Annotated in this window: 12 protein-coding genes; 5 read left to right on the top strand and 7 right to left on the bottom strand. The window is 39.3% G+C overall.

From position 1 onward, the window contains the following. Window positions 1–21: 21 nt before the first annotated feature. On the top strand, window positions 22–849 hold the full coding sequence (gene ygiD, locus AC106S_RS07280) for a 4,5-DOPA-extradiol-dioxygenase (protein ID WP_482438436.1): 828 nt from the start codon (window positions 22–24) through the stop codon (window positions 847–849). Between the two features lie 59 nt (window positions 850–908). Continuing rightward, entirely contained in the window at window positions 909–2,078 is a 1,170-nt protein-coding gene (locus AC106S_RS07275; protein ID WP_482438435.1) for a carboxypeptidase-like regulatory domain-containing protein, read from the top strand. A gap of 484 nt (window positions 2,079–2,562) precedes the next feature. Here the strand turns inward: AC106S_RS07275 and AC106S_RS07270 are convergent, their stop codons facing one another. The 4 genes from AC106S_RS07270 to hutH form a co-directional block, all read right to left on the bottom strand. Further along, window positions 2,563–4,050 (bottom strand): S8 family peptidase, encoded by a 1,488-nt coding sequence (locus tag AC106S_RS07270; RefSeq protein ID WP_482438434.1) that lies wholly within the window; start codon window positions 4,048–4,050, stop codon window positions 2,563–2,565. 250 nt (window positions 4,051–4,300) lie between these two features. After that, on the bottom strand, window positions 4,301–4,747 hold the full coding sequence (locus AC106S_RS07265; RefSeq protein ID WP_482438433.1) for a GNAT family N-acetyltransferase: 447 nt from the start codon (window positions 4,745–4,747) through the stop codon (window positions 4,301–4,303). 56 nt (window positions 4,748–4,803) lie between these two features. Beyond that, window positions 4,804–5,265: a DUF2059 domain-containing protein gene (locus AC106S_RS07260; RefSeq protein WP_482438432.1), complete on the bottom strand. Its 462-nt coding sequence runs from the start codon at window positions 5,263–5,265 to the stop codon at window positions 4,804–4,806. A 13-nt stretch (window positions 5,266–5,278) separates the two neighbouring features. After that, window positions 5,279–6,769 carry a histidine ammonia-lyase gene (gene hutH / locus AC106S_RS07255; RefSeq protein WP_482438431.1) on the bottom strand — a complete coding sequence of 497 codons (1,491 nt, stop codon included), beginning with the start codon at window positions 6,767–6,769 and terminating at the stop codon, window positions 5,279–5,281. 128 nt (window positions 6,770–6,897) lie between these two features. Between hutH and AC106S_RS07250 the strand changes: the two genes are divergently transcribed. Together AC106S_RS07250 and uvrC are read left to right on the top strand one after the other, a co-directional pair. Continuing rightward, complete coding sequence (locus tag AC106S_RS07250) at window positions 6,898–7,659, top strand: hypothetical protein (RefSeq protein WP_482438430.1); 762 nt, start codon at window positions 6,898–6,900, stop codon at window positions 7,657–7,659. Window positions 7,660–7,751: 92 nt separating this feature from the next. Then, window positions 7,752–9,545 (top strand): excinuclease ABC subunit UvrC, encoded by a 1,794-nt coding sequence (gene uvrC, locus AC106S_RS07245; RefSeq protein ID WP_482438429.1) that lies wholly within the window; start codon window positions 7,752–7,754, stop codon window positions 9,543–9,545. A 51-nt stretch (window positions 9,546–9,596) separates the two neighbouring features. Here the strand turns inward: uvrC and AC106S_RS07240 are convergent, their stop codons facing one another. From AC106S_RS07240 to AC106S_RS07230, 3 genes are read right to left on the bottom strand one after another with little or no spacing between them, the layout of a single operon-like run. Further along, a complete protein-coding gene (locus AC106S_RS07240; RefSeq protein ID WP_482438428.1) occupies window positions 9,597–10,340 on the bottom strand; it encodes a hypothetical protein in 744 nt (247 codons plus the stop codon). Window positions 10,341–10,363: 23 nt separating this feature from the next. Next, window positions 10,364–11,446, bottom strand: a complete 1,083-nt coding sequence (locus AC106S_RS07235; RefSeq protein ID WP_482438427.1) for a putative type IX sorting system protein PorV2 — start codon at window positions 11,444–11,446, stop codon at window positions 10,364–10,366. A 17-nt stretch (window positions 11,447–11,463) separates the two neighbouring features. Then, window positions 11,464–12,339, bottom strand: a complete 876-nt coding sequence (locus AC106S_RS07230; RefSeq protein ID WP_482438426.1) for a DMT family transporter — start codon at window positions 12,337–12,339, stop codon at window positions 11,464–11,466. A gap of 393 nt (window positions 12,340–12,732) precedes the next feature. Between AC106S_RS07230 and AC106S_RS07225 the strand changes: the two genes are divergently transcribed. Then, window positions 12,733–14,361, top strand: a complete 1,629-nt coding sequence (locus AC106S_RS07225) for an acyl-CoA carboxylase subunit beta (RefSeq protein ID WP_482438425.1) — start codon at window positions 12,733–12,735, stop codon at window positions 14,359–14,361. Window positions 14,362–15,037 lie beyond the last annotated feature (676 nt).

Here is a 15,037-nt window from a genome sequence, read left to right as displayed (position 1 = left end):
CTTTCAATATATTTTTATCCCATGAACCTCAACGACCTCCATCACATCAGCGAAAATTTTAAAAGCACACCAAAAATGCCCGTTTTATTTCTCGGGCACGGCTCTCCTATGAATGCTATTGAAGAAAACCAGTTTGTACAGGGCTTCAGGAAGGCTGCCAATGAAATTCCCAAACCCAATGCAATTCTTTGCATTTCCGCTCACTGGTATACGCAGGGAACTTTTGTAACGGCTATGGAAATGCCCAGAACGATCCATGATTTCGGAGGATTTCCACAGGCTCTGTTTGACGTACAGTACCCCGCTCCCGGAGATCCTGAGCTGGCAAGGGAAACAGCTGAACTCCTGGCTCCTGTTCAGGTAGAGGAAGATCACAGCTGGGGACTTGACCACGGTGCGTGGTCAGTGATCAGACATATGTATCCGGAAGCTGATATTCCTGTCATCCAGATGAGTATTGATTATACAAAATCTCCGGAATACCATTTTGAACTTGCCCAAAAACTGCATCAGCTTCGTGAAAAGGGAATCTTAATCATCGGAAGCGGTAATATTGTCCATAACCTCCGCCTGATCGACTGGAGAAACATCAACACAGTAGGTGCCGGCTGGGACTGGGCTATTGAGGCAAGGGAAAAAACGAATACCTGGCTTCTGGACGGAAATTTTCAGAATATTATTGATTACCGGAAACAGGGAACATTCATGCAGTATGCCGTTCCCACCCCGGACCACTATCTTCCGTTGATCTACACACTCGGATTAAAGGCACCTTCTGAAGGGCTGGCACTATTTAATGATGAACTGATCGGCGGTTCTTTGAGTATGACCAGCGTAAGGATAGGCTGAGCAGGCAGTTTTTGATTGGTATTTTTTTATCACTAAAATTTTAGTAATATTGTTTTACCATGAAAAAAACGCTATTTCTATTTTTAATGCTGCTTCCTTTTTATGTTCTGACGGCTCAAACCGTCCGGGGAAGCGTTGTAAGTGACAAGGGAGAAATAATACCGGGAGTCAGTATTTATATTGACGGAACTAAAACCGGAACTGTCTCAAAAGAGGACGGAAGCTTCAGCCTTTCTGTACCGGCCGGAAGTTTTGGGAATATGGTTTTTCAGAAAGATGAATTTCTAACCTTCACTTCTCCCGTCTCAGATCTTATTAATAAAAACCTGAAAGTAGTTCTGGCCAGAACTCACGAAATTGAAGAGATCAGGCTCGTTCCCTATACCGCAGAAGCTTATAAAAATTACATCAATTATTTTCTTGATACCTTTATTGGGCGGGACCATGAGAATGTAAGGATTAAAAATCAGAAAACGCTGAAATTTTCATACGATAAGGAAAACAAAATTTTAAAGGTAAAGGCTCCTAAACCGCTGATCATTGAAAATAAAAACCTCGGTTACGAAATTACCTATAATCTTATTGGTTATTCAGCGGATTTCAATTCTCAGATGATCAACTATACGGGAACAAGCTTTTTCCGGGAAACCAAAAATACAGATCCTGCCAGAGTAAACCGGATGAATGCTTACTACGGAAGCCTGCTTCATTTTTTCAGGAGTATTTATGAGAATAAGATTTCTGAAGATCAGTTCATCGTCAATCATGTTGTAAAAGTTCCCAACCCCCAGTATCCTACGGAAGAGGAGCTTAAAACCCTGAAAAATTTTCAGATAATGGCTAAGTCTTCCGGAATAATGCATATTCCTGATGACATCAGCAAAATTGCGCAGAGGAAAAACAGCCAGAAACCTTATGCACTTGCCATTGTAAAAACACTGATCCCCGATTCTGATTATGTGAAAAGAGAGAACGGGCAGGTTTTATTCAGCTTTAAGGATATCCTTCAGGTAAATTACAGAAAGTACTTTTATGAACTTAAAGGAAAGCAATTTGTAAAAAACCCTTATCCGGTTACGCTCTCTTCTTATCTTCATGCTGAAGGGGAAACCTTTGAAGTTTCAAAAGAAGGAAATATCACAACTCCGGATCTGCTTACCAATGAAGGTACTTTTTCTGACAATAAGATTGAATATATGCTTCCACTGGATTATCAGCCCGGAGATTAAAAGGTTTGAAGCTGGAAGATGGAAGCAGGAAGTTATGAAAGTAATAAGAAATAACAAGATCCCTGTTTTATTTTTTTGAAGGTAGTGTAAACTGTTTGTAAGGACAGGTACCCGCTCCTGCTTTTAGGCTTAATTTAATGATCCCAGCCCAGACTAAGAGTTTGTGATACATTTCTAAATTTGATTTTTGTATCATACTCAAATCTTTATCTAAATCACATTCTTTGAGTATTTTTTGATTGATAATCAATTTTCCACGCAAAGGATCTTCTGACTTTGAGCAAGGTGATTAAAAAAGATAAAAATAAGGCTCCAAAGTCACCTGACTCCGGAGAGCTGAGTGCTTGAGTGCGCTTAAATAAAAACCTGACAGGTCTCAGATCTGTCAGATTTAGAACCGCAGCACAAAAAATGAAATTCAGCGATATAAAACGGAAAACCGCAGAATATCTCCGCGGTTTTTTTTATTTTATTGATCTCTATTCTATTGTACAGCCTGTAAAGCATTGATATTTCCATATCCATAACTGGAATTTACGGAAGAATAGTAGGTTGCCGACTGTCTCATTTTATTCAGGACCTGATCTCTCGTCCATGAAGGATTTTTAGACCACACCAATGCTGCGATTCCTGCTGTGGCCGCCGTAGCAACTGAAGATCCCCCCACATAATCTGCCTGTGCATTATAATAACTGAGAACCGGAACGGTATTTCCTGAAGCTCTTTCCATCTGGAAGGTGAAATCGATCTGGCTGCCGGAATGACACACATCACACTTCTGATTGGAAGTTCCCTCTTTCACCCCTGTCACCGCCTGTACTTCTGACATACTTGCCGGGAAAATAACACCTACAAAATTGGTAAAACTGGTAGAGGTTCCGCCTGCACAGAAGATAAGCTTTCCTTTGGAATAAGCATATTTTACTCCATCTTCAATTTTCCCTACGGAAAAGATGTGCCCCATAGACATGGAAATAATCTTTACGCTGGTATTATTGGCCAGTTCGGTAAACGCTGTTTTTACTCCGTTCTGCTCGCTGGATGTATCCAACAGAACATTGGCTGCGGCGCGATAGGTAATCAGATTGGCATTGTAAGCCACACCCACAGGAAGTCCTGCATTATTTTTAGGAGCAGCCATTACAGAAGCCATTTTAGTTCCGTGTCCGCACTGGTCATCAGGGCCGTCGGTACTGGATCCGTTTACATAAACGCCATATTTCGTGATGGTTCTTCCGGATGAAGCCCCTGTATTAAAGCTGGTTCCCAGAAGGCTTTGCTGTGATGAAACTCCTGTATCCACGAGGCCTATGGTTATTCCTGCACCTGTACTGTAATTCCAGGCACCCGGAATATTGTGTTTGGTAAATGCCCAGGGAACTTTTGCATTAGGGGTTGTAGAGGTATAATCGGCGGCATTCAGAGCTGAGGATTCAAATCCGCATCCGGACGATGATCCGCTTGATTTTGCTGCAATTTCGGTTTCATAGTCAAAGTACCGATAATCAGCAGGTTCTACATAACGTATCGTTTTCATCTGGCGGAGAGCCGTTAATGTTTCCTCTTTTTCAATCAGCACATCGATCTGGTTGAGGTACTTATCGGAAGAAATCAAAGCATCTCCTCTTTCTTTACCTTCTGATTTTCTGATTGTATTTAAAATTTCATCTTCCATTTCCCTGCTATTGGCAGAAAGGCTTCTGTCAAAATCATCCTTTGACGCTCCGAAGCCGATGGAAACCATTTTGTTTCCGTGAAATACGGCACTCCACAGCAAATGACCGGAAGCTTCTTTCCAATTAAAACTTCCTGTATTTTTAATGGAATTTTTAATCTCTTCGTTGATCTGTTTTGCCGTCAGGGGATCTTTCTGAACAGTTTCGGTTTTGGGCCCCTCAATGGGAAGTTCGTCTGTATTACAGGAGTTCAGAACAAAGAACAGGGGCAAAATGCAGAATACACTTTTTTTCATAGGTTATATTTTTGATTTGGAATCCTAATATAACACTTTAAAGTGAATTACGAATGTATAAAAAGTGAATTTAGTATTGCAGGAATATTAATCTTCCCTACTAAGATCTGAGTGTAGTTTAAGGAAGATGGAAATTACTTTTAGTAATATGTATTGAAAGCCCCTGTAAAATCACATGACCTTCATCGCTGCCCTCTTCCTATCTTCAAATCTGTATTAAACCAAAAATTCTTACCCTGGATGATGTTATTTACAGAACTTTTTCATAACACACACTTTTATCAATACCTGTATACGGTTCATAATTGGGAATCCTGTAAAATCCGCTTTTCTCATATACGGAAAGGGCCTCATGATTCTCAGCTGAAGTTTCCAGAACAGCTTTTTTAAATCCTGATTCTTTGGCCCAACTTTCCAGTTCCTGTACAAGAGCTGATGCCAGACCTCTCTTTCTGAATTCCGGGCCGGTATACATTCTTTTGATTTCTGCTGTTTCTTCAGAAAGCTTTTTAAAAGCTCCACAGGCTGCCGGGATTCCATCCATATAAACTACCAGGCAGTTCCTGATCATATCAATTTTATTGAACCGGTCATAAAATGTGTGTTCCTCACCGTTTCTGGCGGCAAGATCCGCATCAAGATATTTTACTAAATTCTGAAAATCTATATCTGAGGAGTCTGTTCTTTTTATCTTCATTATTAATTCATTTTGTGAAAATATAAAGGCTTCCCCGGTATGAGGAAGCCTGAAATTTATTTCTTTTCAGAAGTTGCCGGAGGTGGCGGGCTTACGTACCCTTTTTCTCTATCAAGTTCTTCCATAACCCGGCCTGCTGCTTCTCTTCCCATTTTTCCACCTGCTTCCATACTTTCCTGTAAAATGGAAGGCATCACTGAAATTGTTTTCTGCCCTACGGGAGATTTATAAAATCTGATCAGCTCATCGATATCTGATTCCGTATAGTATTTGGCATATATAGGAACATAGAGCTGAACCATTTTTTCGGCTGTAAATTCGGCTGCAAATCTCTTCAGGAATTCATCTGAAATACCGGGAGCATTTTTTTTAAGCTGTTCCATATAGGTCTGCATAGAGGAAATGGCTATTTTATCGGCACCGGTAATTTTTATAAATTCCCTGATCTTAGCCTCAGAAGCCTGGGAAAAAGCCAGTGTTCCCACAAAAAGGCTTAAAATGGTTATTATTTTTTTCATGTCTTTACTGCTATTAAGCTTCAACAATAAATTTTCTTTCGTTGATCAGTTCTGCTATTGCCAGCATATCCTGTCCAATAAGCCTGTCATCTTCCAGTTTTTTCACTTTAGAACGCAGAACGGCAAAGTTTTCTTCAATGATCTTTGAACATTTGGAAGGTCTTCTGAATTCCAGACCCTGAGCGGCAAACATCAGCTCAACGGCCAGGATATTCACTAAATTCCCAAGAACCTGATTGAACTTTCTTCCGGAAATACTTCCCATCGATACATGGTCTTCCTGCCCCAGACTTGTAGGAATAGAATCTGCGGAAGCCGGGAAACAAAGGGTCTTATTTTCTGTAACCAAAGCTGCTGAAGTATACTGCGGAATCATAAATCCTGAGTTTAACCCTGAGCTTTCCGTAAGCAGTCTCGGAAGCCCGTATTTTCCTTCTAATAATAAATAGCTTCTTCTGTCTGAAATATTCCCCAATTCGGCTGCTGCCAGAGTAGCATAATCTAAAGGCAGTGCCATCAGCTGTCCGTGGAAATTTCCTCCTGAAATAGATTCTTCGGCGCTCAGCACAATCGGGTTATCCGTTACTGAATTCAGTTCTGTTTCCGCCATATTTCTAAGGTGCTCAAAAGCATTTCTGCTGGCTCCGTGAACCTGTGGCACACATCTCATAGAGTAAGGATCCTGCACTCTTTCACAGTCTTCATGAGCTTTCATATTTTCGGAACCTTTTAAGAATTTAAGCATTCTTGCAGCCACTTTTTTACTGCCTTCGAAAGGTCTGATTTCGTGAAGTTCTTTTTTAAACGGACTGGCAGAACCTCTGTATGCTTCAATACTCATAGCCGCCGTCATATCGGCAAGATTTAACAGGTATTCAAATTTTTCAAGTCCTTTGATTGCATGAGCCAGAATAAACTGTGTTCCATTGATGAGTCCCAATCCTTCTTTCGGTCCCAGTGCCAGGGGTTCAAGTTCGTATTTCTCCAGAACTTCCATAGTATCGGAGATTTTATCTCCTTCCCAAACCTGTCCCAGTCCTAATAAAGGCAGCACAAGGTGAGCAAGAGGGGCTAAGTCTCCGGATGCTCCTACCGACCCCTGTTCAGGTACCACCGGAATAATGTCTTTCTCAAGCATCAGGATCATTCTTTCGATCACTTCGAGGGAAACTCCTGAAAATCCTTTTGATAAGGCATGAACCTTAGCGATCATCATGATCTTGGAATATTCTTTTTCAATCGGCTTTCCTACTCCTACGGCATGAGAGATGATCAGGTTATACTGCAGCTGTGCCGTTTCATCTGCTGAAATTTTAGTGTCACAAAGCGGTCCGAAACCTGTATTGATTCCATACACACATCTGTCAGACTCTACAATTTTCTGAACATTCTTCTGAGATTTTAATATCTGTTCTTTTGCTGCTTTATTCAGCTTAGCTTTATTAGGTTTTTTACATATTTCCAGAACATCATGGAAAGTGAAAACATCTACACCGTATATCATTTCTAAAAAATTTCCTTAAAATTACGCATTTAACAATAATTGGAAAAGCTAAATTTCGGGGTCTCATATTTTTATGAAAATAAGTGATTAATTTATTACTTTTACCGCCGGATAAAAATATAATAACCATGAAATTTAAAACTCTGCTGCTGGCTTTATGTCTGGTAAGTACAGCTACTTTTGCCCAAAAGGTAAAATATTCTAAAGAAGAAAAAAGAGAAATGAACCGGTATTTATTCAACGAAGGTTTTAATACTGCTTCATCCAAAAAAGTTTCCACCATTATTTTAAAGGATAATACTGAACACCAGGGTTACAGTAAATCATGGGAAAAACAGAAAGGGCAGATACTTTCCATCACGATAGAAGATGTTGATACAAAAAAAACGATGAAATTTGCGGCGGCAGATATTTCGGAAATGTATTTATATGCAACTGAGACAGAAAAATCGATGAAAGCGGCCAGTTTTATTTCCAATATGAGAAATTACAGCACCAAAAAATACAGTAAATCAACGACAAACGACGCAATTCCTTTTGAAAATCAGACTGTTTCTTTAAAAAACAAAAAAGAGAGCAAGGCTTTTTTAATGCAGCTGATCAATCCTGAATTTAATGAGATTATTTCCGTTTATTATGATCCGTTTGCGAGTACAACCGTTTCAGCAGGGTTTGCGGGGGCTCCTGCTTTCGGTGGCGGTGTTATCAAATCCTATTATGTAAAAAAAGGAGATAAAGTAATGTGGCTTCACAAAGATGATTTCGAAGAAAATTATGATTTCTTATTTGGAGACAATCCCGAGTTCATGAAAAAATATCCGAAAAACTCAGTAGAATGGGATTATTTCAGCTTTCTGGTATATCAGTATACCGATATGAGCCACGGATAGGATAAGACTTTCATATCAATTATACAACTGCAGAAAAACGCTGCAGTTTTTTTGTTCTTTTAAATCCCGGAATGATTCCGTAATTTTGTTATATGAATCCTTCTTTAGAATTACAGCTCAAAACTTTACCTTCAGAACCCGGCGTTTATCGTTATTACGACAAAAACGATCAGCTGCTGTATGTGGGAAAGGCCAAAAACCTGAAGAAAAGGGTTCTCTCTTACTTCAACAAGAACCTGTCCGGCTACCGGATCAAAATCATGGTGGGAAAGATTGTCCGCCTTGAGACCACTATCGTGAACAGCGAATATGATGCTCTTTTGCTTGAAAACAACCTGATCAAGGAACATCAGCCGTTTTATAACGTAATGCTGAAAGATGATAAGACGTATCCCTGGATCTGTATCAAGAATGAAGATTTTCCAAGAATTTTTCTGACCCGGAATATCATCAAAGATGGTTCGGAATATTTCGGACCTTATGCCAAAGTGCGTCCTGCAAAGATTTTACTGGATACCATTAAGCATATCTATAAACTCAGAACCTGCAATCTGAATCTTGCTCCCGCCAAAATTGCCGAAGGAAAATATAAGGTATGCCTGGAATATCACATTAAAAACTGTGAAGGGCCTTGTGAAGATCTTGAAAGCAAAGAGGAATATGATGAAAAGATTGATGCCATCCGTGATATTATTAAAGGAGATTTCCGGAAAGCGAAGAATTATCTGGTTAACCAGATGATGAAACTGGCGGCTGATCTTAAATTCGAGGAGGCCCAGATCATTAAAGAGAGACTGGATATTCTTGAGGATTATCAGGCAAAAAACACGGTAGTTAATCCTAATATTGATGATGTGGATGTTTTCGGAATGACGAGTGACGAGACGGCAGCTTATGTCAATTTCTTTAAGATCAGAAACGGAAATATTATCCAGAGTTTTACGACCGAGATCAAGAAAATTCTTGAGGAAGCCGATGAAGATATTCTGGAAGAAGCCCTGATTGAGATCCGGCAAAAGTTTGGTTCGGATTCTAAGGAAGTCCTGCTGCCTTTTCATCTGTCCGTAGAAATTCCGAATGTAAAACTTATCGTTCCTAAAGTGGGTGATAAAAAAAGGATTGTAGAACTTTCTGAAAAGAATGCCAAAGAGTACCGTCTTGAAAAATTAAAACAGGTACAGATTGTAGACCCGGAAAGGCATACGAACAGGATCATGGCAGAAATGCAGAAACTGTTGAGAATGCCCGTAGAGCCAAGACATATTGAAGGGTTTGATAACTCCAATATCCAGGGAACCAATCCTGTTTCAGCCTGTGTTGTTTTCAAGGACGGCAGGCCAAGTAAATCAGATTACAGGATATTTCATCCCAAAACAGTAGAAGGTCCCAATGATTTTGCCACGATGGAAGAGGTGATCTACCGCCGCTATAAAAGAATGCTTGATGAAGGGGAAAATCTTCCTCAGCTTATCCTTATTGACGGCGGAAAAGGACAGCTTTCTTCTGCTGTAAAAAGCTTAAGAATACTAGGTCTTTACGGAAAAATTACTATTGTTGGAATCGCTAAAAGACTGGAGGAAATTTTCTTTCCCGAAGATCCTATTCCTTTATATCTGGATAAAAAATCCGAAACCCTGAAAATTCTTCAGAGAGTGCGTGATGAAGCCCACCGTTTTGGGGTAAAACACCACAGAACCCGGAGAAAGAATTCTACCATCAAGTCTGAACTGGAAGAAATTCCGGGGGTAGGCGGAAAAACAATTGAACTGCTGCTTTCTAAACTGAAATCGGTAAAACGCATCAAAGAATCCAGCCTGGAAACCCTGGAAGAAATTCTGGGAAAAAGCAAGGCTAAAGTAATCTGGGAGTTTTTCAACACTCCTTAAAAATAAAAGGCTCCTTTTCCGGGAGCCTGTATTATTAATGATGCTGATCAGCTATTTTGCAGAGAATATTTCTTTGGAATACGAACCGTCTGAGGAAGGAATATCGATGACCAGATCCCCGTTTTCAAAATAACCGACTGTTATGCTTCCATTGGCTAACTTTACCCTGAAAACATCTTTTTTGGAAGTCAGCCCGAAAGTAGCGTAAGGAGCGGTACCGGCGGCATCTACCAAAATAAACTGGCTGGCATCAATCTGTATTTTCTGAAGAGTCAGATTCAGTTTACCGTTGATGTACTTTTTAATTTTGTTTTCGCCAGCCGGCAGAGAAACTTCTTTTTCTTCCGGAATATTTTTAGTCTGATCCGAAACCGGATTACTGACAGGAACCGATGAAGGAAGACCTATAAGTGCCTGCTTCAAAGCATCCTGAAAACCTTCTTCAAATTCCTTTATATTTGAATTACCTTTGGATGTAAACAGGATTTTATCGTTACAGTCTTTAAACTCAATTTTAACTTTATTTCTGAGTAAACTGCTGTCATCTTTAAGATCTGCGATAATTACATCACAGGAATTGCCGTTAATTTCCGAAGGCCACTGTTCTCTGTCATTCGGTACTATTATATACCTTTTAGCTTTCAGAGCTTTGGCCAGGGCTTCTTCCAGACCATAGGATTTTTTTTCAAAATCTTTAAATTTACCGGGAACCAGAATATATTTATAATCGGAAACCTTCTGTCCGAAAACACTTATTGCAAAAAAAACAGGTATCAGTATTGATATTTTTTTCATTGATTCTTTCATTGTATTTTAAATTAATCATTTCTGAACTCACCCATATCCAGTTTCAGTGAGAAGAAATTGGAGTAAAAATTAGAGCCTCCTATTCCGGAATTGGTGATGGCGTAGTCTAAAGTAAGACCTCTGTATCTGATCCCGATACCTGCACTTGGCTGGAAGGATACTTTTCTTTTAAGATCTTCAATATCTGTGATCGACTGGAATCTGTTAACCCCTAACCTTACAAAGATCATTTTCTGATAGCCCAGTTCGGCTCCGGCATAAGGTGTGATACTGGCAAAATCCGTAGAGACCAGAGCGGCAGTTTTGGCAAAATCTACGTTAATACCAGCTTCCGGCAATACATATACGCTGCTGTTGATGTTGAAAATTTTACTCGCTCCCACATTAAGCTTTGGCATGGTAAGTTCCATTTTATCTTTTGGAGCGGGGTTAAATTCTTCTCCATTCACCACCGTTGAAAGCTGATCCTGATTGATGCTCCAGAAGTTCACCGTAGTAGTGGCATCACGCAGCATCCCTCCGAATCTCCATCCGTTATCCGCTTTATAGATAGCTCCGATATCGAAACCAAAACCATAGCCATTGGCAAATTTCCCTACATTTCTGTAAACTATCTTGGCATTTACCCCGATATCCAGTTTAGGATTTCCTGCCGGATTAAAGGCATAGGAAAGAATAGCTGCATAGTCGGACTGGGAAAACTTGGTGATTTTATCATAATCAATATTCCCTTCTGCATCAATCATCTGTGTGGTGTTCAAAATATTGTCAACCCCCAATCTTACTACGGAAACTCCGAACACGCCCTGCTCAAGCACTTTTGCATATGCCAGATAATCATATTTTGCAATAGATTCAAAATACTCTGCGTGCATGGCTGCTCCCTGCCAGTCTTTTTCAATGGCCATCAGGCCGGCCGGGTTCCACATGGGTGAATATACATCATCCTGATTGGAAATTACAGCTCCTCCCATTGCCAGTCCTCTTGCACCGGCTCCGATATTTAAAAATTCGTTGGAATATTTCCTGATAATCTGAGATTGAGACAGCCCAAACAGCAGTGAAAATGCAAGTAAAAAATATTTTTTCATCATATAAATTTGATGCTTAGTTAAAGTTTTTTTGTTTTTTGGCTTTTTATTATTCCGTTAACAATGATAGCCAGGATCATAACTGCTGATGCTACATAAAATACAGGGCTCATATGTTCTGATTCCCCAAAGATAAAAAAAGCTAGTATAATTCCGTAAACCGGTTCTAAATTAACTGTTAAAATTAGTGTAAAAGGCGATATATACTTCATTAATTTCACAGATTCAAGCATAGGGAAAGCGGTAAAAATGCTGGCTAACAAGCATATTAACGCCAAATCACGGTAATTTATTTCATTCATTTCAAAAATCTGTCCTGTAAACAGATAAAATAACATTAAAATAAACCATCCGCAAAATATTTCATAAAATATAATATTGTCGGAACTCGTTTTTCCAAACATTTTTCCATTAAAAACAGAAAAGACCGTTCCGAAAACGGCACAAAGGATTCCATAGAAAATTCCCTCCTTATACTGAAATTCTGTTTTAAAAATAAGTAAGATACAGGCTACAATCACAATTCCCATAATGACTTCAGAAGCATCAATCTTTCTTTTAAAAATAAGAGGCTCCAGTACAGACGCGAAAAGTGTGGACAGCGACAGACAGCTCAATGCTATGGAGACATTGGAAATTTTAATGGAATAAAAAAAACAGTACCAATGCAGAGCCATCGCAAATCCAATAGCCACCAGCTGGAAAAATATCTTTCCGGAAACCCTGATACTTTCTTTTTTAAAAAACCTGATAAAGACAAATAAAAAGACTGCTGCAAACAACATTCTGTAAAATACAAGAATATGGGCATTGGCATGAATCAGCTTTCCTAAAATTGCAGTAAACCCCCACAGAAAAACAATCAAATGCAACCTGAAAAGTGCTAATTTATGCATCTTAATATTTCTTTAAATTTTTAACAGGCAAATTTACAAAATAGCTTTCGCAATAATTAGCAAAACATAAATTAAGTCGTAGAAAATATGTAAAATGTAAAAAAATAAGGCTATTTTCTCTGCTGTATAACAAAAAAACCCTGAAAATTTGTTCAACTTTCAGGGCCTTCAAATAATAAACTATTAAAAAAATAAACTAGGAACTAGAGTATTTAGCAGGGAATATCTTCCCTTTTACTCTAGTGTAAAGTTAGAAAAAATATAAATGATTTAAAAATATTTTTTTGTTAAAAAATTCACAATTTTCTGAGAACCAACATATTAAACACTTGTTTTACTTCAGTTCATATTCCTGATAAAAATAGTATATTTAGACCTAAAAAATTGAAGTTTATGGACATTGAATTCAACAAACGGGAAGATCAAAACAGATTGAAATTATCTGAGATTAATCAATTACTGGCTGAAATAAAAAAAGGAGGCGGAGAAAAAAGGCTTCAAAAGCTTCGTGAAGAAGGAAAAATGACAGCAAGGGAGAGAATTGAGTATCTTCTTGATAAAGATTCAGATTCCATAGAAATCGGAGCATTTGCAGGTTACGAAATGTATAAAGAACATGGCGGATGCCCGAGCGGCGGCGTTGTAGTAGTGATAGGATACGTTTCCGGAAGACAATGTATTGTTGTTGCCAATGATGCTTCAGTAAAAGCGGGCGCCTGGTTCCCTATTACCGGAAAGAAAAATCTGAGAGCACAGGAAATCGCTATGGAAAACCGACTTCCCATCATTTATCTTGTAGATTCCGCAGGCGTTTATCTGCCTATGCAGGATGAAATCTTCCCGGATAAGGAGCATTTCGGACGTATCTTCAGAAATAATGCAAAAATGAGCTCTATGGGTATCATTCAGATCTCAGCAGTAATGGGAAGCTGTGTGGCCGGAGGAGCGTACCTTCCTATCATGAGTGACGAAGCCATGATTGTAGATAAAACCGGATCTATTTTCCTTGCAGGGAGCTATCTGGTAAAAGCAGCGATCGGAGAAAGTATAGACAATGAAACCCTTGGCGGAGCTACCACTCACTGCTCTATTTCGGGAGTAACCGATTATAAGGCAAAAGACGATAAAGATGCCCTGAACAGGATTAAAACGATTATGAAATCTTTAGGAAATACTGAAAAAGCGGGCTTCGACAGAATAGAAAGCTTCCCTCCTAAAGAAAACCCTGATCATATTTTTGGAATTATTCCTGCATCCAGAGCAGAGCAGTATGATACCTACGAGATTATAAAATGCCTGGTCGATAATTCTGAATATGAAGAATACAAACCCGATTACGGTAAAAGTATTATCTGTGCAACAGCCAGAATAGACGGATGGTCTGTGGGTATCGTTGCCAATCAGAGAAAACTGGTAAAAAGCGGAAAAGGGGAAATGCAGTTCGGAGGCGTTATCTATTCCGATTCTGCCGACAAAGCGACAAGATTTATAGCCAACTGCAATCAGAGAAAAATACCGCTGGTATTCCTTCAGGATGTTACAGGATTTATGGTAGGTTCCAAGTCAGAGCACGGCGGAATTATCAAAGATGGTGCTAAAATGGTAAATGCTGTATCCAATTCTGTTGTACCAAAATTCACCATCATCACAGGAAATTCTTACGGAGCAGGAAACTACGCTATGTGTGGTAAAGCCTATGATCCCAGACTTATTGTAGCATGGCCATGGGCTGATCTGGCTGTGATGGGCGGTGCACAGGCAGCAAAAGTATTGGCGCAGATTCAGGAATCTACCCTGAAGAAACAGGGCAAAGAGATATCAGAGGAAGAGCACAATGAAATTTTAGATACCATTACCAAAAAATATCAGAAACAGACTGAGGCTACCTATGCTGCTGCCAGACTTTGGACAGATGCTATTATCAATCCCACAGATACCAGAAAATGGATCTCTATGGGAATTGAGGCTGCTAATCTTTCTCCGGTTACAGAAAAATTCAATCTGGGTGTTATCCAGGTATAACGTACATCAAAAAAATAAATGGCGGCTGTCTTAAAGTAAAGGCAGCCGTTTTTTTATCCGTTGGTTATAGTCATAATCATTCGGCTTTAGTTAAAATTTTCATTTTTCAGGAGCTTTATCCCGCTATCCGCTCTTACTCCTCGCGCCCTGCTTTGCCATAGCCAAATCCTTCTTCTTTTCCTTTTATGCTGTGGGGTAACCGCTGCTATCGGGGCTAGGGACAATAGTAATGGGTAATGAGTAATCAGTGATGAGTAATAAGGGATGAATAACCCAAATAGTAAATAACGGTTGATTCATCAATAGTGTAGAAAATTATTGCCGGATTTTATTAAGCGCAAAGCCAGAAAAAGATCAATAACAGCGTGTGTGTGTGCGTGTGTGGTTTTAAGGTAAACAAAGACGTAAACTTTAGCAAAGCCATACAAAGGCTTACTTTTCAGAATAAGATAATCCGCTGATAAGCCTACACAAGACGAAGCTGTGATCATCTATCATCTATCATCTATCATCTATCATCTATTACTCATTACTCATTACTCATTACTCATTACTTTACTCATACAGCCGGGTATATAACAAAAAAAAGTCTCACACATCACTGTATGAGACTTTCTAATAATATAAAAACTGGCGGCGGCCTACTCTCCCGCGTTAGCAGTACCATCGGCGCTGG

This window comes from Chryseobacterium sp. FR054 (assembly GCF_056844565.1).
Note: the sequence above shows the minus strand (reverse complement) of the source record. Positions and strands in the feature narration are given on the sequence as shown.

Coding starts and splice junctions, on each gene's coding strand:
- AC106S_RS07265 (WP_482438433.1), bottom strand. CDS start 4,747: ATGAAGATAAAAAGAACAGACTCCTCAGATATAGATTTTCAGAATTTA.
- AC106S_RS07235 (WP_482438427.1), bottom strand. CDS start 11,446: ATGATGAAAAAATATTTTTTACTTGCATTTTCACTGCTGTTTGGGCTG.
- AC106S_RS07225 (WP_482438425.1), top strand. CDS start 12,733: ATGGACATTGAATTCAACAAACGGGAAGATCAAAACAGATTGAAATTA.
- AC106S_RS07240 (WP_482438428.1), bottom strand. CDS start 10,340: ATGAAAAAAATATCAATACTGATACCTGTTTTTTTTGCAATAAGTGTT.
- uvrC (WP_482438429.1), top strand. CDS start 7,752: ATGAATCCTTCTTTAGAATTACAGCTCAAAACTTTACCTTCAGAACCC.
- ygiD (WP_482438436.1), top strand. CDS start 22: ATGAACCTCAACGACCTCCATCACATCAGCGAAAATTTTAAAAGCACA.
- AC106S_RS07275 (WP_482438435.1), top strand. CDS start 909: ATGAAAAAAACGCTATTTCTATTTTTAATGCTGCTTCCTTTTTATGTT.
- hutH (WP_482438431.1), bottom strand. CDS start 6,769: ATGATATACGGTGTAGATGTTTTCACTTTCCATGATGTTCTGGAAATA.
- AC106S_RS07260 (WP_482438432.1), bottom strand. CDS start 5,265: ATGAAAAAAATAATAACCATTTTAAGCCTTTTTGTGGGAACACTGGCT.
- AC106S_RS07250 (WP_482438430.1), top strand. CDS start 6,898: ATGAAATTTAAAACTCTGCTGCTGGCTTTATGTCTGGTAAGTACAGCT.
- AC106S_RS07270 (WP_482438434.1), bottom strand. CDS start 4,050: ATGAAAAAAAGTGTATTCTGCATTTTGCCCCTGTTCTTTGTTCTGAAC.
- AC106S_RS07230 (WP_482438426.1), bottom strand. CDS start 12,339: ATGCATAAATTAGCACTTTTCAGGTTGCATTTGATTGTTTTTCTGTGG.